Here is a 25,971-nt window from a genome sequence, read left to right as displayed (position 1 = left end):
GGAAAATGTGGTCTGGAGAAGAAATGCAAACTGTTGAAATTAAAATTGAAGCCTTTGGCGCTATAGAGCGATTATTACCAAAGGCATTAGCATTTGAGTTTGCTGCTGATCAATTGGTTCAAGATGTGCTCGCACATGTAGTATCACTTTATCCTGAGTCTGCAACCGCGATGGAAAAATGCGCTTGTGCTATTGGGGAGGACATCGTAGCTCGACAAACAGCATTGGCTTCTTCATGTACCTTAGTGCTGTTATCACCAGTCGCAGGAGGATAAAAATGCGTGAATTTGCTAGAGTTCAAGATCAAGCTTTAAGTTTAGATCGTTTTGATCCAATCCAAAGCTTTCCTGAATGTGGTGGTATTGATATTTTTGTTGGTACGGTGCGTAATCATCATGAAGGAAAAGCGGTTAAAGCCTTAAAATATACGGCTTATACACCCGTCGCTGAAAAAATGATTCGTGAGATCGAGCAGCAAATAAAAGATAAATATCAGATTTCATATGTGCGAGTTATGCATCGTATCGGCTTTTTGGATGTCAGCGAAACCGCGATTATTGCGATTGCTTATGCTGCTCATCGCCGTGAAGCATTTCAGGCTTGCGAAGAAGCAGTGGAACGGGTCAAGCATGAAGTGCCGATTTGGAAAGAGGAATTCTTTATGGATGGCACCAGCCAATATGTTGAGGGTTGTTGTATCCGCAAAGATACGACTGAAGTCGAGACTCAACCTCATGTTCATAGCCATTGCACACATGAGCATACACACGAATAAGGTTTTAGGAAGTTAAAATGAAAAATGTTGGGATGAAACCTGAAAGTTATCGTGTCGCAGAAGCACAAGCAATTTTATATGCACCACCACATTGTATTCAGTTGCTGCGTGATGGAAATACCGAAAAAGGCGATGCTTTAAAAACAGCCCGTATCGCAGGTATTTTGGCAGCAAAACGTACAGATGAGCTGATTCCACTGTGTCATCCGCTACCAATTTATCGTGCTGATGTGGAATATGACCTACAAGATGATCATGTCGTGATTTTGACTACGGTAGAAACCATTGGGCCAACTGGGGTTGAGATGGAAGCGTTAACCGCTGCGAGTTTAGCAGGGTTGACCATTTACGATATGTTAAAGCCACATTGTGAACCTGACGAACTGTGCTTGGATCAATGTAAATTATTGAAGAAAAAAGGTGGTAAATCTCACTTTAAGCGTAATTTGCGCCAAGCTGTTTCGGCTGCCGTGATTGTACTCTCTGATACTGTTGCGGCGGGACGTAAACCTGATACTGCGGGTAAATCCGTGGTTGATACTTTGACTGAAGCTGGATTTGATCCGATTCATTATCAAATCTTAGCCGATGAACCAGATCAGTTGAAAGATTTGGTTTTAGAGCTGACCAAGTCCTATGCATGTATTATGACGGTCGGCGGTACTGGGATTAGTAAGCGTGATATTACTGTCGATACACTTGAACCTCTCATGGAACGTAAATTAGATGGTTTGATGGAAGCTTCTCGTGCATTTGGTCAAAGACGTACCCCTTATGCTGCGATGTCTCGTGGTGTTGCTGGTTTTATTGATCGTTCATTGGTGGTGACTTTACCGGGTAGTCGCGGTGGCGCAAGTGAATCAATGGCCGCAATTTTACCAGCGTTAGTCCATATTTTTGATGTGTGCCGTGACTTACCTCATCCTGGAGGTTATGAATAATGTCTGGATGTGGTGCTGAAAAAGGTTTAATCAGTATTGATGAAGCATTACAACTGATTCAAACACGACCTCAAGTACTTGCGACAGAGACATTGCCTTTAGGGCAGTGTCTTAATCGTTATTTGGCTGAAGCGGTTTATTCAAATGTAAATTTACCAAACTTTTCTCAAAGTGCAGTCGATGGCTATGCATTGAATACCACGCTTGAGCATCTTCAAGATGCTCGCTTTGACCTGAAAGGCGAAATCAAAGCAGGCAGTGTATCTGATCGTCCGTTGCAGCAGGGGCAAGCGATTCGGATCTTTACCGGCGGAAAAATTCCTGAAGGTACAACACATGTTGCAAGACAGGAAATCGTCGTTGTTGAGTCTGATGCTAAAATTCGGTTAGCTGAACATATCAAACCACAAGCAGATATTCGATTTACTGGTGAAGAAATCCAAGTTGGCCAACAATTGGCTGATGTTGGCCAGAAAATTAATATTGGTGCGCTTGCAGCGTTGAGTATGGCAGGGGTGCAAAGCATCGAGGTTTTTGCTGTGCCCAAAGTTGCCGTTGTGGTTACAGGTGACGAAGTTGCGGAAACACCTGCGGATTTACAAGCAGGTAAAGTCTTCGATGCTAATGGTCCATTGTTGAAAGCATGGTTCAATGATTATGGGCTAGATGTGGAGATTTTGCATATTGCTGATGAAGCAGAACAAGTTAGAGACTGCTTTGAACAGTTGAAACAACAGTATGATGTGATTATTACCACTGGTGGTGTTTCAGTTGGAGATTATGACTTTGTACGTCCCTGTGCATTTGAAACGGGTTTTCAGCAAGTTTTTTGGAAAGTAAAACAAAAACCGGGTAAACCGCTGTTTTTTGCAGAATATAAGCCACTAAATAGTGAGGGTCATCCTTGTTATTTACTCGGATTACCAGGAAATCCAGCCGCCGTATATGTGGCAATGCAGATTTATGGCAAAACTTTATTAGATGCTCTACAAAATCAAGATCAACCATTACAGTGGTTTAGCGCTGTTCTGACGTATGAACTCAAATCAGATGCGCGTGAACGTTTTTTGAGAATGCATGCCTACTTTGATTACGGGCAACTTAAACTACAAAGCTTGGCTAAACAGCAATCTCATATGCTGAGTAATCTCATGCAGGCAAATTGTTTGGTTCGTATTCCTGCCAATATTAAAATAGAAGCAGGACAACTGGTCTCTGGGCTATTTATTCACGATTAGGATTTGATTGTATTCTGTAAACTAATTGTTTTTTTCACTTTTAGCTCAGTACCAATATTGCATCTGATCGCTGAGGTCGTTACTGTATTTTATATTGCTTAGTTTCTAAGCTTACGGTTCAAGACAAGGTTCAATGTCTTTTAAAAACTTTAAAATAATGATTTGGTGATAATAATGAAATGGGAAGAAATCGGTGATCAACCTTGTTCAGTTGCGCGAGCGCTTTCTGTGCTGGGTGATCGATGGACGATGTTGATCTTGCGTAATGCGTTTATGGGTATCCATCGTTTTGATGATTTCCAACGTAGCTTAGGTTTAACACGACATGTTCTTTCTGAACGATTAAAGCGTTTAGTTGAACATGGTATTCTGGTTAAAGTTCCCTATGTGGAGCGACAGGAGCGTTTTGAATACCGATTGACAGACAAAGGTTTAGACTTATATCCGATTATGTTGTCGATGGTACAATGGGCGGATAAATGGATGGATATGGGGCTTGGAAAGCCGATTGAGTTTACTCACAAGCACTGTGGAAAGAAAATGATACCTAGAATGGTCTGCTCAGAATGTGACGAGCCTATTCAAGTGAAAGATGTACGGGCGACAGCTGGGCCAGGTTATTTTGCATTTTTAGAGCAAAAACAAAAAAGTGCATGATTTTTAGGGTCTTTTGGCATTTCAGTCATCCCCCTATTTTTGTCGTTCTATTTCATCTTGAATTGCATGGGATAGAACATCGAAAATCTTTGGATCTAAAGATTGTGCGACATTAAAACGAATGAAATTTTGATAATTTTGGCTTTGGCTGAATGCATTTCCCGGCGCCAAAATTACACCATGTTCAAGGCAGGTTTTGGCAATGCGAGTACTGTCTAAATGATCTGCTAATTTGCACCATAGAAATATTCCTGCCTGTGGTTTAACCCAAGGCTTTATGTCGAGTGTTTCTAATTGCTTGATGGTTGAATCCATTGCTCTGGACAAGCGTATTTTTAATTCCTCTAAATACTTTCGATAATTCCCATCCGTTAATGCTGTATATAAGATTTCAGCTGATAACTGATTGCCACCAAAACAAGTTGCGATTTTTATATCGGTTAAATCTTCAATCCATTCAGATTTAGTGGCGAGATATCCAGTCCGAACTGAACCAGACAAGGTTTTTGAAAAACTACCAATATGTATGACGCGTGATAATCCATCCAGTGCAGCAAGTCGTGGCGCTGTATGTAATTCTAAATCAGCAAAAATATCATCCTCGACTACAATCAAATTGGATTGTTCAACAAGCTTTAAAATTTGATACGCCGTTGAAGCAGTTAATATTGCGCCAGTTGGGTTGTGAATTGCTGAATTAGTTATGTATAAACGAGGATTATAGGTTTTAATTGCTTGGGAGAATGCTGCTATATCAGGACCCGTTTGCGTATAAGGTACACCAACGATTTGTATTTGATGAACTTTAAGTAACGCATGAAAATTAAAATAACAAGGATCGTCGACGAGAACAACATCATTTGGCTTTAAAAAATAACGACAAATTAAATCAATTGCTTGTGTGCCAGAGTCAGTGAGTAAAATTTGATTTGGACTTGCTTCGATTCCTTTAGTTAAAATTTTACGTGAAAGTAGCTCACGTAATGCAGGTAGACCAAGCGGGGTCGAATAATCGGTCAGGATTTTTGCATTGGCTTTTGAAATTTTTCGAACCGCTTTACGAATATTTTCATGAGGCATCCAATCATCGGGTAACCAGCCGCATCCAGGTTTCAGAACATCTTGTGTTGCTTCTAATGCTTGTCTTGAAATCCATAATGGGTCAATGTTTCGATCTATCTTAGGGTGAATTTCCGAAATAGATAATGGCGCGAGAGGACCTGCAACAAAATACCCTGAACCTGTTTTAGCTTCGATTAGGCCTTGAGCGGCAAGGCGTTCATATGCTTCGACAATTGTTGAGATCGATAAATTAAGTCGACTAGCCAAAGCACGTACAGACATTAATCTCGAACCAGGCATCAATGAACGATTTTTAATCTGCTCATGGACATGTTGTATAACGAAATCAATTTTTGTTGTTTTCATCCATTCGCTCTTGAACTGTATTGGTGATTTATACAGTACGGTTATTTAAAATTGTACTGTACTGTGTGTGGTATATAAACCTTAACACAGTTTAAATTCTCCATATAGATGTGGAGTGATGAAATGAAGTTTTTAAGCAATGGTTGGGTGAATGGACTCATAGGTGTCGTGATATTTGCGGGCTCTTTACCTGCAACACGTGTTGCAGTCATGGATTTTAGTCCGACATTTTTAACTGCCGCAAGGGCTGCGATTGCAGGGGTGCTAGGGCTAATTTTAATCCTCTTATCACGTCAAAAATTACCTGAGAAAAAAGACTGGATGCCGCTATTGTATGTTGCAATTGGTGTTGTTATTGGTTTTCCACTGTTTACTGCTTTAGCGTTGCAATATGTTAGTGCTGCCCATAGCATTGTTTTTGTAGGATTATTGCCTTTGGCTACCGCCATTTTTGGTGTGTTACGAGGCGGTGAGCGGCCTAATTTTGCATTTTGGTTATTTGCAATCTTAGGAGCAGCACTTGTGTTTGCTTTTATGTTGATTCAAACCCAAAGTTGGCTATTCAACTATGGTGACATTTTTATGCTGCTAGCCATCATACTCTGCGGATTTGGGTATGCTGAGGGTGGAAAGCTGTCAAAACATTTAGGTGGTTGGCAAGTGATCTGTTGGGCACTTATTTTGATGTTACCCATCATGCTTGTTATTTCTTATTTGTATATCCCTACCAGTTTTGAACAAATTTCATGGTCTGCAACATTGGGCTTAGCTTATGTATCCATTTTCAGTATGCTTATCGGTTTTTTCTTTTGGTATAAGGGGTTGGCACTTGGTGGTATTGCGGCAGTCGGGCAGTTACAACTATTACAACCGATATTTGGGTTGGCGATTGCAGCAGTCATCTTACATGAGCAGGTAAGTATGACCATGTTTGTGGTGACCGTAGCAGTCATTGCTTGTGTGACTTGTGCCAAGAAATTTGCTTGATTCAAAAGGATTACAAACAATTTGCAGGTTTAGGAACGCCAGCCAAACGACTCAAATGACGAGCAACTAAACCTGTATTAAATCGCTGCTGTAGTTCCGCATTATTAATTTCAGGACTGACCGTTTTCATTAGAAATTTAATCAATGGACGAGTTGCTGGTGAGTGCCCGAATTGCTGGTAAAATTGACGTACCGCATGAAGCACTTCAAAATGCCATGCTGTTAGTTCTAAATCCAAAGATTTAGCCAATTCATGAGCGACTTCTTGATTCCAAATCGTATAATCAAGCAAATGACCATCTTGATCTAACTCTAATTGCATAAAATAGCCTAAGTAAATTTAAAACTGGAAATGGATTATTTCAACGTCACACAGCGATCAAAATGTAAAACTAAATCAGCGAATTGAGTATATTCTATAATTTTCACATACTCTTTAATTTCAACATTTAATAAGCTTTGCTCGCTGCTTAAACCATAAAGATGAGAAAAACGATCTAAAATAGTTTGGGGGATATGCAACGCCGCATCACCCATAATCACAATCGAGTCATCAGCTTGAGCCATTTGACATAAATCAGCCCACATTTTATCAAGTTGTGAATAGGGTGGCTGGATCAAAAATAAAGTTGTATTTTGCATCGAATGATTCCTTACCAATACAATACATGGTCAAATGATTGAATGAACTGTGGATTGAGTTCAATAAATTCGATGTCTTGTTCAGTATTTTGAATCACACTGAGTTGTTGATTTTTTGTTTCGATCAAAATAGGCGTTAAATCATAAAACTCAAAACTTTCGACCATATTTGATGCGACTTTAAACGCATGCTTGAGTTGATCGAATGTTAACTGATTGTTCAATAAACTTAGTGCCGCGTCTTTTAATAAAACTTTGACAGAAATACCAAAGGTTGCTAAAACCATAGTTGCAGACAAGCTTTCGTTGACCTGCAAACTGGTTAAATTGGGCTGCGTTAGGATGACAAGTACAGATTTCACACAATTTACCTTTTAAAAGCAACACTCTATTAAAGAACTTAAATTAAAATTGAATTAGACGAGAACAATCTTGCACTGCATCAGCAAGCTCACCTAGCCCAACTAGCTCAAAACCCTGCGCTAGATTGTAATGTTGAAGTGAATGGCGTTGTGCATTACTCGCATCAGTAATTCCCCGAGCAAGGGCAGCACTGACACAGACAGGGAGTCGAATGCCGAGCTTTTGCCATTCTTGTTTCAGATTGCGTTGATCATCAGGAAACCACTGTAAATCGTTCGCAACCTGAACACCGTCTTGGTAAAAGAAGACACGAATTTCTTCATGCTTATCTCGTAATGCTTGCGCTAAACCGAATGCGTGCCAAGCCATTACTGAAGTAGGCGCAGAAGTAATTAGCAGTAGTGTACTCATTGAATATTCACTATGGTCATATAGGCGAAATGAAGGTGGGCATAATTAAAAAGAAGGTAATTATACAATGATTTTGCTGACAGGTGGTTTAGGCTTTATCGGTTCACATATTGCTTTGAGTTTATTGGCTCAAGGGAAAGAAATAGTTATTGTTGATAATTTAGCTAATTCTACCTTACAGACCTTAGAGCGATTGGAATATATCTCAGGTATGTATATTCCATTTGTAAAGTTGGATGTTCGTAATACACCAGCGCTAAATAAAGTATTTGAACAATATTCAATCGATACTGTTATTCATACTGCAAGTTTTAAATCTCTCGAAGAATCTGCTTTGAAACCGCTTGAGTATTATAACGACAATGTCAGTTGTATCATGAGTTTATTACGAGCCATGCAGCGAATGGGTGTAAGGCAGTTGTTGAATTTATCTAGTTTAGCTGTTTACGGGAAGTCTGATTCTCAGCTATCAGAAGATACAGAATTTAATTATCGTTCTGCCAATCCTTATATTCGAACCCAACAAATTGTTGAAGATATTATAGCCGATACCTATAAGGTTGATCACGAATGGAAAATCGTGAATTTTCGTTTATCCAATATTGTTGGTGCATTTGAGCATGGCGTATTGGGTGAGTATGTTACTCAACTCCCTAAAAATATTGTGCCTCTTGCTTTACAAGTTGCAGCGATGCAAAGAGATTGTATCGAGTTGCAAAATCAAGCAGAAACAACGGATCACACGGTAGAACGTAGTTTCTTACATGTGTTAGATGCTTGTGATGCGATATTGATGACGATGGATTGGTTAGAAACGCAAAGCAATTGTTTAGAGTCTTTTAATATTGCACATTCGCAGCTAACTTCTATTCAAAGCTTATTAGATGAAATCGCAAAAGTGACGCAGGCTGAGATTCGTGTTCAGCCAGCAGTTTATCAAAATCAGGAGTTGTCTCAGTTAGGCGCAAATATTGATAAGGTAAAAAAAGTACTGAATTGGGAGCCGAAACGTTCCTTAACCAAAATGCTTGAAGATGAATGGAGATTTTATCTCAATACTTTAAAAGGTAATTAAGTTAATGATTCTTATTTACAATAATAACCTGTTTGACGATAATGATACCTGTTGTCGGACATTTATAGAGATATTCTACGACTGAGCTAGCCAAAGCATCTATTTGCTTCAGCCCGTGAAAATTTTAACCAAATAGAGCAGAGGTTGATGATATGCAAATGCGAATTGAACACGACACCATGGGGGAGATTGAAGTTCCCAATGAAGCCTTGTGGGGTGCGCAAACGCAAAGAAGTTTACAGAACTTTAAGATCGGTCAAGAGCGTTTACCACGCGCAATGATACGTGCAATGGGTTTGGTCAAAAAGGCAGCCGCAATCACCAATGCTGAGCTGAAACAACTTCCCCAAGATCTGAGTGAATATATTGTCGGGGCTGCTGAAGAAGTGATAGCTGGACAGTGGGATGCTCAGTTCCCGTTAGTGGTATGGCAAACAGGTTCAGGCACGCAAAGCAATATGAACTGTAATGAAGTCATTGCCAATATAGCCAATCAAAAACTAGGACAAGTACTCGGTGCGCAAAAACCGGTACATCCGAATGACCATGTCAATCGTGCTCAATCCACCAATGACTCTTTCCCCACTGCGATTCATGTTGCGGCAAGTCTTCAAATCAATGAGCTGCTCATTCCAGCGGTTGAAAAACTCAAAGTTACTTTACAGCGTAAATCAGATGAGTTTAATGATATCGTCAAAATAGGACGTACACATTTACAAGATGCGACACCACTGACTTTGGGACAAGAGTTTAGTGGTTATGTATCACAATTAGAGCATGGCGTGAAGCGTCTACATCAAGCACTCGCAGGTTTATATGAATTACCGTTGGGTGGTACGGCTGTCGGTACAGGTTTAAATGCCCATCCTGATTATGCAGTCAAAGCGGCAGAGCAGTTGTCTGCGCTTACTGGACTTCCGTTTATCACTGCGCCGAATAAATTTGAAGCTTTAGCTGGACGCGATGCAGCAGTATTTGCTTCGGGTGCATTAAAAACATTGGCCGTGAGTTTAAATAAAATTGCCAATGATATTCGTTGGTTGGCGAGTGGTCCTCGTTGTGGTTTTGGTGAGATTCGTATTCCAGAAAATGAACCTGGTTCTAGTATTATGCCGGGTAAAGTCAATCCGACTCAAAGCGAAGCCATGACCATGGTGGTTGCTCAAGTATTAGGTAACGATACGACTATCAATGTGGCAGGTGCATCTGGTAACTTTGAATTAAATGTATTTATGCCTGTGATTGCCTATAACTTATTACAGTCGATTCAGTTGCTGGGTGATGCATGTAATAGTTTTAACGATCATTGTGCGGTGGGCATCGAGCCAAATCGTGAGAAAATTGACCATTTCTTACATAACTCTTTAATGTTAGTCACTGCATTGAATCCTGTGATTGGTTATGAAAACTCAGCCAAAGTTGCCAAAACTGCCTATAAAGAAGATAAAACTTTAAAACAAGTTGCAGTTGAATTGGGTCTGGTCACGGCTGAGCAATTTGATGAGGTTGTTAAGCCTGAAAATATGGTATCGCCGAACAGTAAGTCGTGATTTTATCTTAATTGTACGTCCTCTCATTTATGGGGGGACTTTTTTATGAGTGGTTTTTACAAAGTGAACTGCGTACAATATTGGTTTGATTGACTAGACCATTGTTTTACTATGCTTAATATTTATTTAACAGATACTCAAACTCATATTCAATATTCTGGTCTGTCTCATGAAAATCCTGTTAAGTTTCTGTTGAATTTAAAGAAAATATTTCCAAGTACCGTTGATTTATTATTGCCAGTATTGCCTGATGATAACGACTTAGAAAATTTAACGTGGGAAGCCAATTCAAAAGATTTTGAAATTTTTAAAAAGTTACTGGAAGGTTGGGGTGTCATTGAATTGCGTTTAAGTGCAATTACCACATATAAAGATAAAGATTTTGCAAATGAGCTGGTAAAAAAAGCCCAAACTCAACGTAAACGGATTGCACAAAAACAAACTCAACTGTCATTACTTGCGTTGGACTATGTGTTGATGCATGAAATTCATGCGTTGATCGATGCGGAATTGTTGGCGATTGGGGAAAAGTTCTATTTACCTACATTGCGCGAGCAATGGAAAGGGCAATTTTCAGAGCAAATTTTGCAAGGTAAATTTTAATGACAGAAAGCAGACTTAGGGTCTGCTTTTTTATTGATCTATAACGATCACTGACATAAAATTTTCATCTACAAACAGTTACAAGATTTTAGTGTCTGAATTTTCAAGCGGCATATATATTGCTTGCAGGGATATAAATATTATTGCGGGAGAGAAGTTCTTCAATGAACTCGCCGAAGGAGCAACGACCCCGGAAACTCTCAGGCAGAAGGACTGTAATAATAGACATACAATCTGGAGAGCAGTGCTCAATTTGTAGAAACATATATTTTAATTTATTTCTTCTATGAAAAACACTCACCGAAGGGGAAGGCTCAATGATTAATTGGTAATCATCTGCCAAAACTCTCAGGTACCATGACAGATGGGGCTACGCATTAAGGAATGTTCTGCATTTCTAGGAGTTTGCTATGCCACATGTTGTTGTAATTGGTGCGGGGATTACGGGTGTAACGTCTGCTTATGAATTGATTAAACTCGGTTATGAGGTGACGGTAATAGATCGACACTTATTTCCAGCAATGGAAACCTCGTTTGCCAATGGTGGACAATTGTCCGCCTGTAATGCTGAAGTATGGAATCAAAAAGCAACTGTGCTCAAAGGTATGAAATGGATGGGCAAAAAAGATGCACCATTATTGCTCAATCCATCTTTTAGTGTGCACAAATACCGCTGGCTCGTTGAGTTTTTGACTCACATTAAAAATTATAAAGCCAACACCATTGAGACTGTACGTTTAGCGTTATTGGCGAGACAACGTTTATTTGAAATTGCAGAGAAAGAGAACATTTCTTTTGATTTGGAAAAACGTGGTATTTTGCATATGTACCATACCAAAGAAGACTTTGAAATCGCAAAAAAAGTGAATGATGTGCTAGTCGAAGGGAAACTGGAACGTAATGCAATCACGCCCGAAGAAATGAAGGCAATTGAACCCAATTTAACAGGTACATATTTTGGTGGATATTACACTTCTGGAGATGCAACAGGAGATATTCATAAATACTCTGTGGGCTTAGCTGAAAAAACACAAGAGTATGGTGCGAAATATCGTTTTGGTTTAGATGTGGTCGATGTTCAATGTCTACAAGATAAAGTGATCGTCCGATGTAAAAACAGTTCAGAAAATACACATCCTGACTCAGAGCAGATTACTGAAATCGAAGCAGATTTGATCGTGGTTTGTGGGGGTGTAGGTAGCTATCAATTGGCCGATATGCTTGGAGATAGTATCAACGTTTATCCTGTAAAAGGTTACTCTATTACAGTCCAGCTTAACGACGAGCGTAGTGTAAACAATGCACCTTGGGTGAGCTTATTGGATGAAAGCGCAAAAATTGTGACTTCGCGATTGGGCGCTGATCGTTTTCGTGTTGCTGGAACAGCGGAGTTCAATGGTTATAACCGTGATATCCGTGCTGATCGCATCCAGCCTTTGGTTAATTGGGTCAATCAAAATTTTGATATTTCAACAGAGCATGTTGTGCCTTGGGCGGGTTTGCGTCCGATGATGCCAAATATGTTGCCAGTGGTGCGACAAGGTAAGCAATCGCGCGTGTTTTACAATACAGGACATGGTCATCTAGGCTGGACATTATCTGCCGCTACGGCAGTCTTGATAAGCCAAGAAATTGCGCAGAAGTTTCCAAGCTAAGTCTTTATGAAGCCGATGGATACATCGGCTTCATATTCGTCATTTTGAGATCAATCATATAAGCGATAAATACCTGCAAAGCGTTCGCAACCATTTTGTTCGGTTTTTATCACCAATAAAGCTTTCTGAAAATCAAATTGATATTGGCACATCTTTTCGTTGTCGGTAATCTGATTTTTCTCATTCGGGGTGCTATAAGCAAGCAAAGATACTGTTTGTGTTTCCAAACGATTGTTAGGATTTCGATAGGCGATCCCTTCAATTTTAAGTTTGTCTTTGTCGAGCTGATGAATTTGTAAATGAACAGGTTGCGCTGCAAGTTTGCCATGTTCGTATTTTAAATAGTGCTGTGTGAGCGTTTGATTCATTGAAGTATAAAAATTCAAATCATCAAAACGCGCATCGAACTGCTGTTGAAAACATGCTTTCGATTTACATTTTCGTATTTGGCCTAACCATAACTTTTGAGTATCGTGTAAAAGTTGCAAAGGCGCGTCAGTGACTAGATAAGCCGTTAAAAATTTATCGTTGAGTTTTAGTCGGTGTTCATCATATTGCTTTGAACATATGATTTTGAGATCAGCGTTGCTGCTAGAGCAATCGATAGATTGGGCAAATGTATATGTTGAGCAGAAACAACCCAATGCGATGATATAACCTGCTTTCTTTAATTGATTTCTTACCATGTTCAACAGCATAATCACTTATACTTTCAGTCTAATTTGCTCAACGTACTATAGCGAAATAGAAAGCCTGAATACAAGATTTGTTCGGTATATTGTAAAAGGAAAATGTTATGGTTGCTCAGATTCGTATTGGACAAGGGATAGATGTACATGCTTTTGAAGAAGGTGATTTTGTAACCTTGGCAGGTGTTCAAATCCCTCATACACACGGTTTAAAAGCACATTCAGATGGTGATGTAGTTTTGCATGCACTAAGCGACGCTTTATTGGGGGCTTTGGCTTTAGGGGATATTGGGCAACACTTTCCTGATACTGATCCAGAATATAAAGGTGCTGATAGTCGTGTGCTGCTGAAACATGTTTATCAGTTGATTTTGGATCGTGGTTATCATTTAAATAACGCTGATATCACAGTTGCCTGTGAACGTCCGAAACTGGCTAAACATAATCTAGAAATGCGTCAAAGTATTGCAGATGTGCTAGATGTCGAGGTGACGCAAATTAGTATTAAAGCCACAACCACTGAAAAACTTGGTTTTACTGGTCGCCAAGAAGGCATCCTAGCAACAGCTACAGTATTGATTTCACATCAAGCAAAATGATCTGTATTAATCAAAGCTTGTTGCAATTCTTGAGTTGCTTTACGGCCTTGGAGTTGTAAAGCAATGCTATGGATTAGACCAGTCCAAGTCTCGTTTGGTTCCCAGATCTGGTGTAACAGTTCTTGGGCTTCTGGTAGGTCAATGTTCATATAGAATTGGCGATACAAATACATGAGGCTACTCACACGCATATTTTTAGCACAGTGTAACCAAACGACTTCGTTTTGTACTAAGTGATCAATGAGATCCAATACAAAAAGGCATTGTTCTGAACAAGGCATGTCCCAGTCGATTGGGATATGCATATAATTTAATCCAAGCGCTAAGCAAATTTGATCTTGTTTGAGTAAATGGTTCTCGGATTTGCTGGTTGCGAGATTAATGACTGTACTGCAACCATACTCTTTGATCTGCTGTAATTGTTCTGCAGTTGGTTGAGCTGAGCTAAATAAATGCTCATGCACCACGGAGAAACTTGGTATTTCAGATAAAGCTTGCTCAAGTGTCGTCATAAGATCCGCTGTGTCGTCATTGAAGTTTTCTTATAAAGAGAAACTTAATCTAAAGGGCATGGATTACTATAAGTGTTTTTATTTAAGTGTTCAATTTATAAGGCTCAAATAAAAAATATAAGATGCAAAAAAACAGCATCAAATGATGCTGTTTTTTGATACTGGCAATTAACCTTTTTTTAGATTCTCGTTCAGTAAGAACTCCATCAATGCTTTTTGTGCATGTAAGCGATTCTCTGCTTCATCCCAAACAACGGCATTTTTATGATCAAGCATATTTTCAGAGATTTCTTCACCACGATGTGCTGGCAAACAATGCATAAATAAACAATCAGGATGAGCCAAGTCCATGAGTTTTTCATTGACTTGAAAATCAGCAAACGCTTTCTCACGAAGTTTTTGCTCTTCTTCTTGCCCCATGCTTGCCCAAACATCGGTCACGATCAAGTCAGCATTAACGGCTGCATCTTCGGCTTTGTTGAAAACTTCAACACAATCTGCAAATTCGGCTAAAAATTTCGCTTGTGGTTCATAACCTTCAGGCGCAGCAATTTTTAGTTTAAAGCCCATCATATGTGCTGCTTCAATATATGAGTTACACATATTGTTGCCATCACCGATCCACGCAACTGTTTTACCTTCGATGCTGCCACGATGTTCTTGGAAGGTTTGTAAGTCAGCGAGTAATTGGCAAGGGTGATGATCATCAGTGAGACCATTGATGACAGGAACTTTTGAGTAAGAAGCAAAACGTTCGACAATGTCATGACCAAAAGTACGGATCATGACGATATCAAGCATGCTTGAAATAACACGTGCAGAATCTTCAATTGGTTCACCACGGCCCAATTGGGTATCGCGTGGAGATAAAAAGATAGCACTACCACCAAACTGGTCGATACCAGCTTCAAAAGAAATACGTGTACGCGTACTCGATTTCTCAAAAATCATTCCCAAAACTTTACCAACAAAAGGTTGATATACCGTATTGCTATGTTGCATACGCTTAAGTTCATGCGCGCGATCTAAAATGCGTTGCAGTTCCAAAGAAGATAGGTCACGTAAAGTTAGAAAATGCCGAAGCGCCATAGTTACTCCCACAATAATTATTGAATAAAAACAATAACTAATTGCTCTTTATTGGGTGGTGAATAAAAAAGAATTGACTACTATACTATAGGTCTAAAAAAATGCAAAAGAATTAGACCTTTTGATGAGCTTTTAAGAATAGTTCTACACAATAATTAATATAATCAAATATTTCAGCATCATTATCTGACACATCTAGACCCATCAAAATACGCCACTCTACATCACGTAGAATCCCAAAATACATCGTGGCTGAAAAGTGGGGTTGTGAACAAAAAATCTCATTGTCTGAATGTGCTTGTTCGAGCGCAAAAGCGATCGTATTTTGAATGTTGGAGGCGCATTTGTTATAAAAATAATTCGCTAATTGTGCATCTTTTTGAGATTGCTCAGTAAACATACGCATAAATGCGATATTTTCAGGTTGAATAATATGTTGGTAAAAGCGTTGGAGTGTCTTAGATAAGTAGTTTTTTAAGCTAATCTTTTCTGAGGAATAAGGTAAGCAGACCCCATTAAAGAAAACTTCTCTTCGGTAATCACAAATTGCGCTAAAAAGCCCTTCTTTGTTTCCAAAATATTTATAGATGGATGTCTTGGATCCACCTGCATGATTGACAATATCATCCAAAGAAACAGCATCATAACCTTTCTCAAGAAACATGTCGGTTGCACAAAGGAGTAAGGCAAGGCGACGTTCTTGACCTCGACGGGTTTGAGGTCGTTCACAATTTGGGTAACAAATATCAGTCATCGTATTCGATACTCATATGTTGGGTAATCCTCATTATAGCAAAAACCATATGTATTGTATGGTGATCTTATGAGGTATATGTCACGCCTGCTACAAAGCAAAAAAAAGCGAGCACCTAAATGACTCGCTTTTTTTGCTAAATATATTGAATCGCTAGACTATGCGAGTTTCCTCTTCTTCATCTTCCTCTGTGGAATCCATCCCTAGCTCTTTAAGCTTACGGGTGAGTGTGTTGCGACCCCAACCTAATAGCTCAGCGGCGTGACGTTTACGACCACGGGTTTGTTGCAATGCAGCAGTGATCAATGTGCGTTCAAACATCGGTGTGGCGATATCGAGAATCTTCATTTCACCATTTTTGAGTTTTTGAATTGCCCATTGAGACAATAACTCATCCCAGTGATGAACTGCCATTCGGTCAACTAAGGCTGTACTGGTGGTAGAAGTTGTTGAAGTCGCGTCACTTGAGATTTTCTGCACAGAAACTTGTTTAAGTTCTGCAGGGAGATCTTCTGGATAGACTTCACGACCTGTGATCATGACGGTAAGCCAGCGGCAGGTATTTTCTAACTGACGGACATTTCCCGGCCAAGGTAGTTGTTGCATATAGTCGGTTGTTTCAGTACGTAAGATTTTTGGGCTTACGCCTAACTCTTTACCTGCACGAGCTAAGAAGTGTTGCGCCAGCATAGGAATATCTTCGCTACGATGTGCAAGTTTTGGAATATGAATACGAATGACATTTAGGCGATGATATAAGTCTTCGCGGAAACGTCCATCATTCACCAACTTTTCCAGATCTTGATGGGTTGCAGCAACAATACGGACATCAACTTTCACAGGTACATGTCCGCCAACGCGATAAAATTCGCCATCTGCTAAGACGCGAAGTAAACGAGTTTGCGTTTCAAAAGGCATATCACCAATTTCATCTAGGAATAATGTACCGCCATTGGCTTGTTCAAAACGTCCTTGGTGTTGGGTGTTCGCACCCGTAAATGCACCTTTTTCATGTCCAAACAACTCAGTTTCAATTAAGTCTTTTGGAATTGCAGCCATGTTGAGTGCAATAAAAGGTTTAGCGCGTCGTGGTGAGTGTTTGTGCAAGGCATGCGCAACCAGTTCTTTACCAGTCCCTGATTCACCATTAATCAACACTGTAATATGTGATTGTGATAAACGTCCAATCGCACGGAAGACTTCCTGCATGGCAGGTGATTCACCAATGATTTCAGTGGATTGAATAGGCGCTGCTGCTGCGGTTTTGGTCGCTTCTTGCTGTTGTAATTTATTGATATGCAAAATAGCACGATTGACCAGTGCTAATGCTTCATCAATATCAAAAGGTTTTGGTAAGTATTCGAAAGCACCTGTTTGATAGCTAGATACTGCTGACTCCAGATCAGAGTGAGCAGTCATTATGATCACAGGTAGATCAGGATGGGTATTTTTAACTTTAGATAAAAAAGTTAAACCATCAATACCAGGCATGCGAATATCCGTCAAAATGACATCAGGTGCATCTTCATGTAGGCGATCTAGTGCGGTTTGTGCCTCTTCAAAATTGGTAACGTCAAAACCTTCCTCTTTGAAAGTTTTTTCGAGTACCCAGCGCATGGCACGATCGTCATCTATTACCCAAATTTTATTTCGTGACACGGTCCGACTCCCAAGGTAAATATAAGCTAAAAACGGTTTTTCCAGAAACGGATTGACACTCGATCATTCCGTTATGTTGATGCATGATGTTTTGTGCAATGCTGAGGCCTAGACCTGTCCCTTTCGCTCGTCCAGTGACCAACGGATAAAATACAGATTCTAAAATACTTTCAGGTACACCGGGTCCATTGTCTTCAATGTCAACACGAACGGTTGAGCGATGAAGAGAACCATTAATGGTCACTAGGCGTTGTATACGGGTTCGTAAAATAAGTTCAGGTTCAGAATCTACAAAGAAATCTTTATTTTCTGTCATGGCTTGAACGGCATTTACGCTAATGTTGAGCATGACTTGAATGAGTTGATCACGGTCTGCCATAACATCGGGCAATGAAAGATCGTAGTCGCGTGTAATTTTAATCTTCTTCTTGGTTTGATTTGTAATCAATGATCTAACGCGCTCTAAAGGCTCGTGCACATTCACAAGTTCATAACTTGGCAATTGGCGTGAACCGAGCATGGTGTCTGCTAAATTGGTGAGCCGATCCACTTCACTAATAATAATGTCGGTAAACTCTCCATAACGATCATCATTTAAGCTACGTGCGAGTAGTTGAGTTGCACCGCGAATGCCTGCTAAAGGATTTTTGATTTCATGGGCGACACCACGAACCAATTGGCGAGCGACTTGATGTTGTTGAACTAAGTTTTCTTCTTTGGAAATCTTTAGCATGCGATCAATAGGGTTGAGTTCGATGAGTAATAATGGAGTATGGTTTTTTCCAGTACTAAGTTGTGAAACCGTATAATCAACGTGAATTGATTTAAAACTTACATTGATCACTGCTTCACGACGTGTGTAATGTTGTCCGCTTTTTAATGTTTTTAATAAAGCTTCATGTGTATTGAATGAATCATCATGAGCGTGCAATAAATTCAAGACGGGTTGTCTTGAGGCACGGAGTAGACTGATATCAAACAATGCTTCACAAGCAGAATTCAAATAGAAAATATTAAGGTTACTATCGACCAATAAAATGGCAGTTGTCAGATTATCTACTAAGAGTCGATAGTCGATAGTGTTGTGTTGATCCATTTGTGAATCGTCCTGTTTTAAAATGGCGCAATAAATATCAATTTGAATGAATAGCCATTAACTTCTAAAGTGTAGTTTATGCAAAATGCACGCCAACTTTGTATTGGCTAAATTTCAATAGCTTATTTATGAAGTGATCTATTTATACGGTATTTTTCACATACATCGCTTTAATTTAATATATTAGCATGTTCCAAAATAGTGCATTAATGGATTTTATTTAAAAGATTGGTTGTATTTTGGTGCATTACACAAAGAGATGTTTTTGCAGCTATGCGTAAGCCAAGAAAAGTCATACAATACGCCGATTCAAGTGGAGCGCAGATTCATGAAGACCCCCAAAGTCGGTTTTGTATCTTTAGGTTGTCCTAAGGCATTGGTAGATTCTGAACGAATTTTAACTCAGTTAAAGACTGAAGGTTATCAAGTTGCATCAGATTATGACGGTGCAGATTTGGTTGTTGTTAATACCTGTGGTTTTATTGAATCTGCAGTACAAGAGTCTTTAGACGCGATTGGCGAAGCCATGAGCGAAAACGGTCGAGTTATCGTAACAGGTTGTTTAGGCAAAGACGAAGATAAAATACGCCAAATGCACCCAAATGTTCTTAAAGTAACAGGTGCCGCAGCATATCAAGATGTGATGGAAGCAGTACATGAATATGTACCTGCACCACCAAAGCACAATCCATTTGTCGATTTAGTTCCAGAGCAAGGTGTGCGTTTAACACCAAAACACTATGCTTATCTAAAAATATCAGAAGGTTGCAACCATCGTTGTACGTTCTGCATTATTCCAAGTATGCGTGGTGATCTTGTTTCTCGTCCTGTAGGTTCAGTGTTGGAAGAAGCAGCTGCGCTGAAGCGTGCAGGTGTAAAAGAAGTCTTGGTGATTTCTCAAGATACGTCTGCTTATGGATTGGATACTAAATATAAGCTGGACTTTTGGAATGGTCAGCCAGTAAAAACCAAATTCTATGATATGTGTGAAGCACTCGGTCAACTTGGAATTTGGGTGCGTTTACATTATGTGTATCCATATCCACATGTTGATGCAGTGATTGACCTGATGGGTCAAGGCAAGATTTTACCATATTTAGACATCCCTTTTCAGCATGCCAGTCCACGTATCTTAAAATTGATGAAGCGACCAGCACATAGTGAAAACACGTTAGAGCGCCTTAAATTGTGGCGAGAAAAATGCCCTGATTTGGTGATTCGTTCAACATTCGTGGTTGGTTTTCCCGGCGAAACAGAAGAAGATTTCCAAATTTTATTGAATTGGTTGAAAGAAGCTCAACTTGATCGTGTTGGTTGTTTTACTTATTCGCCTGTAGAAGGTGCGACAGCCAACGATCTGCCTGATCATGTTCCTGAAGAAATTAAACAACAACGTTATGAACGTTTTATGGAAGTCCAACAGCAAATTTCAGCGGAAAAGTTGCAAAAACGAATTGGTCAAACCATGACTGTACTTGTTGATAATTTAGAAGACGAATTTCCAGTTGCTGTTGCACGTTCATACGCAGATGCACCAGAAATCGATGGTAATGTTTTTGTTGAAGATATTGATAAAAGCCTGATTAAAGCAGGGGATTTGCTTGAAGTCGAAATTACCGATGCAGATGAATATGATTTATTTGCAAAGTTGATTCAGATTAAATCTGCTTGATTTTGGATTAAATTTAAGAATTTTTGAGATTGTTCGGTTTGGAGTATAAAAGTATGTCAACTTCTAAGAATCCACGTTATGCACGTATCTTGCTCAAGCTTTCTGGTGAAGCACTAGCAGGAAATAAAGATATGGGTATTGATGCCCAAGTCCTCGATCAAATGTCATTGTCGATTGCGCACTTAGTTGGTTTAGGTGTGCAGGTGGGTATTGTGGTTGGTGGTGGTAACTTATATCGCGGTAGCCAATTACAAAAAGATGGTTTGGTCGGTCGCGTTACGGGTGACCAAATGGGAATGTTGGCAACAGTAATGAACGGTTTGGCAATGCGTGATGCATTGGTACGTCGTAATATTAAAACTCGCTTAATGTCTGCGTTACAGATCGGTACAGTGGTTGAGTCATATTCTAGCCGTGATGCAATTCGTTATCTAAGCCAAGGCGAAGTATGTGTATTCGTTGCAGGCACAGGTAATCCATTTTTTACGACGGATACAGCAGCATGTTTGCGTGGTATTGAGATCGAATCGAACTTGATCCTTAAAGCAACCAAGGTTGATGGTGTCTATAATAAAGACCCAAGTAAATATGATGATGCGGTTAAATATGATCACTTAACTTTCGATCAAGTGCTTGATGAGAAATTGGGTGTTATGGATTTGACTGCGATTTGCTTGTGTCGTGACCACAATGTTCCACTCCAAGTATTCGATATGAATAAATCTGGTGCATTACTTTCTGTCGTAATGGGCGAAAAAGAAGGTACTCACGTCACCAACTAATATACGTGAAGCATAAAGCTCTTTATACTACGCATAATTTTCTTGTAATACCTATTGAATAAGTAAGGAAGATCATATGATTAACGATCTCAAAAAAGATAGCGAACAGCGCATGCAGAAAACCCTTGAATCTTTAGAGCAGGGGTTTGCAAAGGTTCGTACTGGACGTGCTCATCCATCTATTTTAAATGGTGTAACGGTTTCTTACTATGGTTCTGACGTGCCACTTAACCAAGTTGCGAACGTAGGTGTAGAAGATTCGCGTACGCTAGTCGTTCAGCCATTTGAACGTACAATGGTTTCTGCAATTGATAAAGCGATTCGTGAAAGTGACTTGGGATTGAATCCAATCACTGCTGATTCTATTCGTGTTCCGTTACCAGCTTTGACTGAGGAAACACGCCGTGATATGCAAAAAGTAGCACGTACCGAAGCTGAGAATGCAAAAATCGCGATTCGTAACATTCGTCGTGACGTTTTGGGTGACATCAAATCATTATTGAAAGAAAAAGAAATTTCTGAAGATGATGATCGTCGTGCAGGTGATGATATCCAAAAAATTACAGACAAATATGTTGCAGAGGTTGATAAACGTCTTGCGGCAAAAGAAGCAGAATTGATGAAGGTCTAATTCTATGACCTTGCAAGAAGAACCGCTTCTTCCTCAACATGTTGCCATCATTATGGATGGCAACAATCGTTTTGCTAAAAAAAAGCAAATGCAAAAAGGTGATGGGCATCGTGAAGGCAAAAATGTCTTAGATCCTATCGTCGAACATTGTAAAAAAATGGGTGTTCGAGCGTTAACCGTTTTTGCATTCTCCAGCGAGAATTGGAATCGTCCTCAATACGAAGTTGATTTGCTCATGCAATTGCTTGAAGAAACCATTCATGAGCAGCTTCCGCGGATGGAAAAGTTCAACATTGCACTGCGTTTCATTGGGGATCGTTCTCGGTTGTCAAATGAATTGCGTGATTTAATGCAAGTGGCAGAGCAGAAAACCGCAGCTTTTGATTCCATGACACTTTCCATCGCGGTAAGTTATGGTGGTATGTGGGATATGGCTCATGCTGCAAAATGTATTGCTGAAGATGCACTGGCTGGAAAACTTCAAACAGATCAGATAAATGTTGATTTATTTGATAAATATGTCAGTCTAAATGATCTACCTGCTGTCGATTTGTTGGTCCGTACTGGTGGTGACTATCGGTTGTCTAATTTCTTACTTTGGCAAGCAGCATATGCAGAATTGTATTTTACTGAGACTTTATGGCCAGAATTTACAATTAAAGAATTAGATCATGCGTTTCGCGTTTTTTCGGGACGTGAAAGACGTTTTGGTAAGACATCTGAACAGATTCAACAAGCGAAAATAGAGAATTAATAATGTTAGAGCGGATTATTACCGCATTGGTGTTAGTTGCTGTTGTTTTAAGTTGCATGTTTGCAACGCAATCACATTATCCAATGTTTATGCTTATGATTTTAGCTGCGGGGGTGGCAGGTTATGAGTGGTTTAAGCTTATGCCACGTACTGCGACCACTGTGCCAAAACCTAAGGCTTGGTTGTATGGTGGTTGTGTAGCACTGGTATCAGCACTGGCATTGTTCTACGATGATGTGGCACTTCTCCTTTGGGCTGCTTCTATTCTCACTTGGTTGGGAAGTATTTATTGGGTTAAAAACTTTCCTGAATCAGATGGTTGGTACAATCCGTCATTATATATCATTGGCTTTATCTTAATTTCTGCTGCAGTCACTGCATTGTATGCCCTATGGTTTAGTTCGCCGTGGTGGTTAATGTATTTGTTCTTGCTGGTTTGGGGCGCGGACAGTGGTGCTTATTTTGTTGGACGCAAATTTGGTCAAAAGAAACTTGCACCTTTTGTAAGTCCAAACAAATCCCTAGAGGGATTGTATGGCGGTATTGCAACGACTGTCATTATTATGTTTGTTGTGCAGTATTTTTATTTAGATTTAACCACTGTACAGCTCGTCTTATTCTTAATACTCTCTATCATTACCGTGTTTGCCTCAGTATTGGGCGATTTGTTCGAGTCGATGATTAAACGCCGTGCTGGGATTAAAGATTCTGGTCGCGTACTCCCTGGACATGGTGGTGTGCTCGATCGAATAGATTCTTTGCTCGCAGCTGCCCCGATTTTTGCAACAGGGTTGTATATCTTAAAACTTATTGGTGTAGATCTATAAATGACACAAGCTGTTTGTATATTGGGTGCGACAGGTTCAATTGGACAAAGTACTTTAAAAGTATTAGCGCAGCACCCAGAGCAATACACTGTATTTGCGGTTTCTGCTTATAGTCGTTTAGATGAGCTTTTAGAGATTTGTAGAAAATTTCATCCTAAAATTGTTGTGGTACCGAATGAAAAAGTCAGTGAACTGCAACAGCGTTTTAACCAAGAAAATTTAAAACAAATTGAAATTCTTTCGGATGAAACTGGCTTAATTGAGATTGCTGAACATCCTGACGTTGATATTGTCATGGCAGCGATCGTTGGTGCTGCTGGTTTATTGCCGACACTTGCGGCAGTTAAAGCAGGTAAACGTGTATTACTTGCCAATAAAGAAGCATTGGTGATGTCGGGTGACATTATGATGCAGGTTGCACGTGAGCATAGTGCATTACTATTACCCGTAGATTCTGAACATAATGCGATTTTTCAATCATTACCGCATGATTACTTAACCACTGAACGAACAGGGCAGCCACAGCTAGGCGTTTCTGGTATTTTGTTGACTGCCTCTGGTGGCCCATTTCTCAATCACACTTTAGAACAATTAAGTGCAGTAACACCACAACAAGCGTGCAAACATCCAAACTGGTCGATGGGACAAAAGATCTCAGTAGACTCGGCGACTTTGATGAATAAAGGTCTAGAACTGATCGAAGCATGCCATTTGTTTTCAATATCAGAACATTTTGTTACAGTTGTTGTGCATCCACAAAGTATCATTCATTCAATGGTTCAATATGTGGATGGTTCAACTTTGGCACAAATGGGTAACCCCGATATGTGTACGCCGATTGCACATGCATTGGCATGGCCAAAGCGTCTAAAAACACATGTTCCTGCATTGGATTTATTTGCGACAGCTCAGTTGGACTTTCAAGCACCTGATGAAGTTAAGTTTCCTGCTTTAAATCTAGCACGTCAGGCGATGAGAGCAGGTGGTTTAGCACCTACGATCTTGAATGCAGCAAATGAAATTGCAGTGGCTGCATTTTTACAAAACCGCATCGGTTTTACACAAATTGCTCAAGTTGTCGAACAGACCTTAGATGCTGTACAAAATGCTAAAGCAGAAAATATAGACATCATTTTGCATACTGATATGATCGCTAGACGGATTGCAGAGAAATACATTGTGGATATAGGAGGCTAAATCGTATGAATGCACTATTTATGATTGTTGCAGCGATTTTATTGCTTGGGCCTCTGATCGCAATTCATGAGTTTGGTCACTATTGGGTTGCACGCAAGCTTGGTGTAAAAGTTTTAGTTTATTCGATTGGTTTTGGTCCAACTTTACTGAAATGGCAATCTAAAAAATCTGGTATTCAATATCAGCTTTCTGCGTTGCCTTTAGGTGGTTACGTCAAGATGTTGGATGAGCGTGAGGGAAATGTCGCAGAAAAAGACCTTCCTTATACATTCAATCGACAGCCACCGTGGAAGCGTATTGCAATTGTTGCTGCGGGTCCTTTAATTAATCTCATTTTTGCAGTTTTTTTATTTTGGATTTTGTTCCTACCTGCACAAGAACAGTTGAATACGCGTATTGGTAAAATCATGCCAAATACACCTGCCGCTCAGGTCGATCTACAGGTCGGTGATAAAGTTCTAGCTGTGGATGGTCAAACGACGCCGACATGGGAAAAATTAAACTTTGCTTTAATTAACCGTGTGGGTGAATCTGGTCAAGTGTCGGTGCTGGTTGAGCGAGACGGTACTGAAAAACAATTTAACTTGGCGATCCAAAACTTTCTCAAAGATCAAAGTCAATCACCTTTAGACGCATTGGGTTTTCTACCTTATCGTCCAATGATCCCTGCTGTCGTGAAAGAACTGACTGCCGATGGCACTGCGATTCGCCAAGGGATGAAAGAAGGCGATCAAATTGTGGCAATTAATGATGTTGCCATGAAAGACTGGTTTGATGTGGTGAGTGTGGTTCAAAAATCACCTGAAAAGCTATTAAATATTGATGTAATGCGACAAGGTGAGCTGGTACATTTACAGATGATACCCCGTGGTCAACGTGACAATATGGGCAATGTGACTGGTGTACTGGGAGTGAAGAGTGATGCAGGTCAAGTCACGATTCCGAATGACTATAAGCAAACCATTCAGTATTCACCTTTACAGGCTTTTGGTGTCGCGGTTGATAAAACCGTACAGCTTTCAAGTATGATTTTTAACTCGATCGTCAAAATGGTACGTGGATTAATTGGGCTAGATAATTTGTCAGGACCAATCACGATTGCTAAAGTTGCAGGTCAAAGTGCTGAAATGGGATGGCAGACATTTATTTCCTTTATGGCACTGATGAGTGTGAGTTTGGGGATTTTGAATTTATTGCCGATTCCGATGCTTGATGGTGGACATTTGGTTTATTACTTTATCGAACTCATTCGTGGTAAACCTGTTTCCGAACAAATACAGATATTGGGTCTAAAAGTTGGTATGGTACTGCTCGGTAGCATGATGCTTTTGGCTTTATTTAACGACTTCATGCGTTTATAAAAAAACGCAAATGGAATTTAACTT

Annotated in this window: 29 protein-coding genes and 1 riboswitch; of the genes, 18 read left to right on the top strand and 11 right to left on the bottom strand. The window is 39.8% G+C overall.

The genetic code is table 11. The features are described 5' to 3' along the window. The first annotated feature begins 23 nt into the window (after positions 1 to 23). From F903_RS11190 to F903_RS11170, 5 genes are all read left to right on the top strand, one after another. The gene (locus F903_RS11190) at positions 24 to 275 is read left to right on the top strand and encodes a MoaD/ThiS family protein (protein WP_005197114.1); all 252 of its coding nucleotides are present in this window, start codon (positions 24 to 26) and stop codon (positions 273 to 275) included. A 2-nt stretch (positions 276 to 277) separates the two neighbouring features. Continuing rightward, on the top strand, positions 278 to 775 hold the full coding sequence (locus F903_RS11185; protein ID WP_005197113.1) for a molybdenum cofactor biosynthesis protein MoaE: 498 nt from the start codon (positions 278 to 280) through the stop codon (positions 773 to 775). Between the two features lie 17 nt (positions 776 to 792). Next, a complete protein-coding gene (gene moaCB / locus F903_RS11180) occupies positions 793 to 1,716 on the top strand; it encodes a bifunctional molybdenum cofactor biosynthesis protein MoaC/MoaB (RefSeq protein ID WP_005197110.1) in 924 nt (307 codons plus the stop codon). After that, positions 1,716 to 2,954, top strand: coding sequence for a molybdopterin molybdotransferase MoeA (locus tag F903_RS11175; protein WP_005197109.1), 1,239 nt, complete (start codon positions 1,716 to 1,718; stop codon positions 2,952 to 2,954). The genes moaCB and F903_RS11175 overlap by 1 nt, the downstream gene beginning before the upstream one ends. A gap of 174 nt (positions 2,955 to 3,128) precedes the next feature. Next, positions 3,129 to 3,611 (top strand): winged helix-turn-helix transcriptional regulator, encoded by a 483-nt coding sequence (locus tag F903_RS11170; protein WP_005197107.1) that lies wholly within the window; start codon positions 3,129 to 3,131, stop codon positions 3,609 to 3,611. 33 nt (positions 3,612 to 3,644) lie between these two features. Here the strand turns inward: F903_RS11170 and F903_RS11165 are convergent, their stop codons facing one another. Then, positions 3,645 to 5,039: an aminotransferase-like domain-containing protein gene (locus F903_RS11165; protein ID WP_005197106.1), complete on the bottom strand. Its 1,395-nt coding sequence runs from the start codon at positions 5,037 to 5,039 to the stop codon at positions 3,645 to 3,647. Positions 5,040 to 5,162: 123 nt separating this feature from the next. On the opposite strand from F903_RS11165, the gene F903_RS11160 reads away from it, so the two are divergent. Then, a complete protein-coding gene (locus tag F903_RS11160) occupies positions 5,163 to 6,026 on the top strand; it encodes a DMT family transporter (RefSeq protein ID WP_004670928.1) in 864 nt (287 codons plus the stop codon). Between the two features lie 10 nt (positions 6,027 to 6,036). Here the strand turns inward: F903_RS11160 and F903_RS11155 are convergent, their stop codons facing one another. From F903_RS11155 to tusD, 4 genes are read right to left on the bottom strand one after another with little or no spacing between them, the layout of a single operon-like run. Continuing rightward, positions 6,037 to 6,348 (bottom strand): TusE/DsrC/DsvC family sulfur relay protein, encoded by a 312-nt coding sequence (locus tag F903_RS11155; RefSeq protein ID WP_004670930.1) that lies wholly within the window; start codon positions 6,346 to 6,348, stop codon positions 6,037 to 6,039. A gap of 35 nt (positions 6,349 to 6,383) precedes the next feature. Then, positions 6,384 to 6,668 carry a hypothetical protein gene (locus F903_RS11150; protein WP_005197105.1) on the bottom strand — a complete coding sequence of 95 codons (285 nt, stop codon included), beginning with the start codon at positions 6,666 to 6,668 and terminating at the stop codon, positions 6,384 to 6,386. A gap of 11 nt (positions 6,669 to 6,679) precedes the next feature. Next, positions 6,680 to 7,030 carry a hypothetical protein gene (locus F903_RS11145; protein ID WP_004670934.1) on the bottom strand — a complete coding sequence of 117 codons (351 nt, stop codon included), beginning with the start codon at positions 7,028 to 7,030 and terminating at the stop codon, positions 6,680 to 6,682. A 43-nt stretch (positions 7,031 to 7,073) separates the two neighbouring features. Beyond that, the gene (gene tusD, locus F903_RS11140) at positions 7,074 to 7,442 is read right to left on the bottom strand and encodes a sulfurtransferase complex subunit TusD (protein ID WP_005197104.1); all 369 of its coding nucleotides are present in this window, start codon (positions 7,440 to 7,442) and stop codon (positions 7,074 to 7,076) included. Positions 7,443 to 7,509: 67 nt separating this feature from the next. Here tusD and F903_RS11135 point away from each other — a divergent pair, with 67 nt between their 5' ends. From F903_RS11135 to F903_RS11120, 4 genes are all read left to right on the top strand, one after another. After that, positions 7,510 to 8,517, top strand: a complete 1,008-nt coding sequence (locus F903_RS11135; RefSeq protein WP_005197102.1) for an NAD-dependent epimerase/dehydratase family protein — start codon at positions 7,510 to 7,512, stop codon at positions 8,515 to 8,517. Positions 8,518 to 8,669: 152 nt separating this feature from the next. Beyond that, positions 8,670 to 10,067: a class II fumarate hydratase gene (gene fumC / locus F903_RS11130; RefSeq protein WP_005197099.1), complete on the top strand. Its 1,398-nt coding sequence runs from the start codon at positions 8,670 to 8,672 to the stop codon at positions 10,065 to 10,067. A 111-nt stretch (positions 10,068 to 10,178) separates the two neighbouring features. Beyond that, positions 10,179 to 10,670, top strand: coding sequence for a hypothetical protein (locus tag F903_RS11125; protein WP_005197098.1), 492 nt, complete (start codon positions 10,179 to 10,181; stop codon positions 10,668 to 10,670). A gap of 136 nt (positions 10,671 to 10,806) precedes the next feature. Next, positions 10,807 to 10,896: riboswitch (glycine riboswitch) on the top strand. A gap of 184 nt (positions 10,897 to 11,080) precedes the next feature. Then, on the top strand, positions 11,081 to 12,325 hold the full coding sequence (locus F903_RS11120; protein WP_005197097.1) for a D-amino acid dehydrogenase: 1,245 nt from the start codon (positions 11,081 to 11,083) through the stop codon (positions 12,323 to 12,325). A 50-nt stretch (positions 12,326 to 12,375) separates the two neighbouring features. Here F903_RS11120 and F903_RS11115 read toward each other — a convergent pair whose 3' ends face one another. Continuing rightward, on the bottom strand, positions 12,376 to 13,023 hold the full coding sequence (locus F903_RS11115; RefSeq protein WP_034595032.1) for an A1S_1983 family putative colistin resistance protein: 648 nt from the start codon (positions 13,021 to 13,023) through the stop codon (positions 12,376 to 12,378). Between the two features lie 98 nt (positions 13,024 to 13,121). Between F903_RS11115 and ispF the strand changes: the two genes are divergently transcribed. Then, entirely contained in the window at positions 13,122 to 13,613 is a 492-nt protein-coding gene (gene ispF, locus F903_RS11110; protein WP_005197095.1) for a 2-C-methyl-D-erythritol 2,4-cyclodiphosphate synthase, read from the top strand. On the opposite strand, the gene F903_RS11105 is transcribed toward ispF, so the two are convergent. The 5 genes from F903_RS11105 to glnL form a co-directional block, all read right to left on the bottom strand. After that, a complete protein-coding gene (locus F903_RS11105) occupies positions 13,601 to 14,125 on the bottom strand; it encodes a protein tyrosine phosphatase family protein (protein ID WP_004670953.1) in 525 nt (174 codons plus the stop codon). The genes ispF and F903_RS11105 overlap by 13 nt on opposite strands. A gap of 168 nt (positions 14,126 to 14,293) precedes the next feature. Beyond that, the gene (gene argF, locus F903_RS11100) at positions 14,294 to 15,214 is read right to left on the bottom strand and encodes an ornithine carbamoyltransferase (RefSeq protein ID WP_004670955.1); all 921 of its coding nucleotides are present in this window, start codon (positions 15,212 to 15,214) and stop codon (positions 14,294 to 14,296) included. Positions 15,215 to 15,326: 112 nt separating this feature from the next. After that, on the bottom strand, positions 15,327 to 15,968 hold the full coding sequence (locus F903_RS11095) for a TetR/AcrR family transcriptional regulator (protein ID WP_005197094.1): 642 nt from the start codon (positions 15,966 to 15,968) through the stop codon (positions 15,327 to 15,329). Positions 15,969 to 16,121: 153 nt separating this feature from the next. Continuing rightward, positions 16,122 to 17,627, bottom strand: coding sequence for a nitrogen regulation protein NR(I) (gene glnG / locus F903_RS11090; protein WP_005197093.1), 1,506 nt, complete (start codon positions 17,625 to 17,627; stop codon positions 16,122 to 16,124). Then, the gene (gene glnL / locus F903_RS11085; protein ID WP_005197090.1) at positions 17,614 to 18,723 is read right to left on the bottom strand and encodes a nitrogen regulation protein NR(II); all 1,110 of its coding nucleotides are present in this window, start codon (positions 18,721 to 18,723) and stop codon (positions 17,614 to 17,616) included. Before glnL ends, glnG begins: the two co-directional genes overlap by 14 nt. Positions 18,724 to 19,051: 328 nt before the next feature. Between glnL and rimO the strand changes: the two genes are divergently transcribed. The 7 genes from rimO to rseP all read left to right on the top strand — a co-directional run bounded on the left by rimO (position 19,052) and on the right by rseP (position 25,947). Next, a complete protein-coding gene (gene rimO / locus F903_RS11080) occupies positions 19,052 to 20,395 on the top strand; it encodes a 30S ribosomal protein S12 methylthiotransferase RimO (RefSeq protein ID WP_004670964.1) in 1,344 nt (447 codons plus the stop codon). A 53-nt stretch (positions 20,396 to 20,448) separates the two neighbouring features. Then, a complete protein-coding gene (pyrH, locus tag F903_RS11075) occupies positions 20,449 to 21,177 on the top strand; it encodes a UMP kinase (protein WP_004670966.1) in 729 nt (242 codons plus the stop codon). 76 nt (positions 21,178 to 21,253) lie between these two features. Then, positions 21,254 to 21,808: a ribosome recycling factor gene (gene frr, locus F903_RS11070; protein WP_005197086.1), complete on the top strand. Its 555-nt coding sequence runs from the start codon at positions 21,254 to 21,256 to the stop codon at positions 21,806 to 21,808. Positions 21,809 to 21,812: 4 nt separating this feature from the next. Beyond that, entirely contained in the window at positions 21,813 to 22,562 is a 750-nt protein-coding gene (gene uppS / locus F903_RS11065) for a polyprenyl diphosphate synthase (protein ID WP_004670968.1), read from the top strand. Positions 22,563 to 22,564: 2 nt separating this feature from the next. Further along, complete coding sequence (locus F903_RS11060; protein ID WP_005197084.1) at positions 22,565 to 23,389, top strand: phosphatidate cytidylyltransferase; 825 nt, start codon at positions 22,565 to 22,567, stop codon at positions 23,387 to 23,389. Then, positions 23,390 to 24,586 (top strand): 1-deoxy-D-xylulose-5-phosphate reductoisomerase, encoded by a 1,197-nt coding sequence (gene ispC / locus F903_RS11055; RefSeq protein WP_005197081.1) that lies wholly within the window; start codon positions 23,390 to 23,392, stop codon positions 24,584 to 24,586. 5 nt (positions 24,587 to 24,591) lie between these two features. Beyond that, positions 24,592 to 25,947 (top strand): RIP metalloprotease RseP, encoded by a 1,356-nt coding sequence (gene rseP, locus F903_RS11050; RefSeq protein WP_005197080.1) that lies wholly within the window; start codon positions 24,592 to 24,594, stop codon positions 25,945 to 25,947. Positions 25,948 to 25,971 lie beyond the last annotated feature (24 nt).

Origin of the sequence: Acinetobacter sp. NIPH 298, from assembly GCF_000369505.1 — a bacterium.
Classification (GTDB): Bacteria; Pseudomonadota; Gammaproteobacteria; order Pseudomonadales; family Moraxellaceae; genus Acinetobacter.
This window is presented reverse-complemented; position numbering and strand designations above follow the sequence as displayed.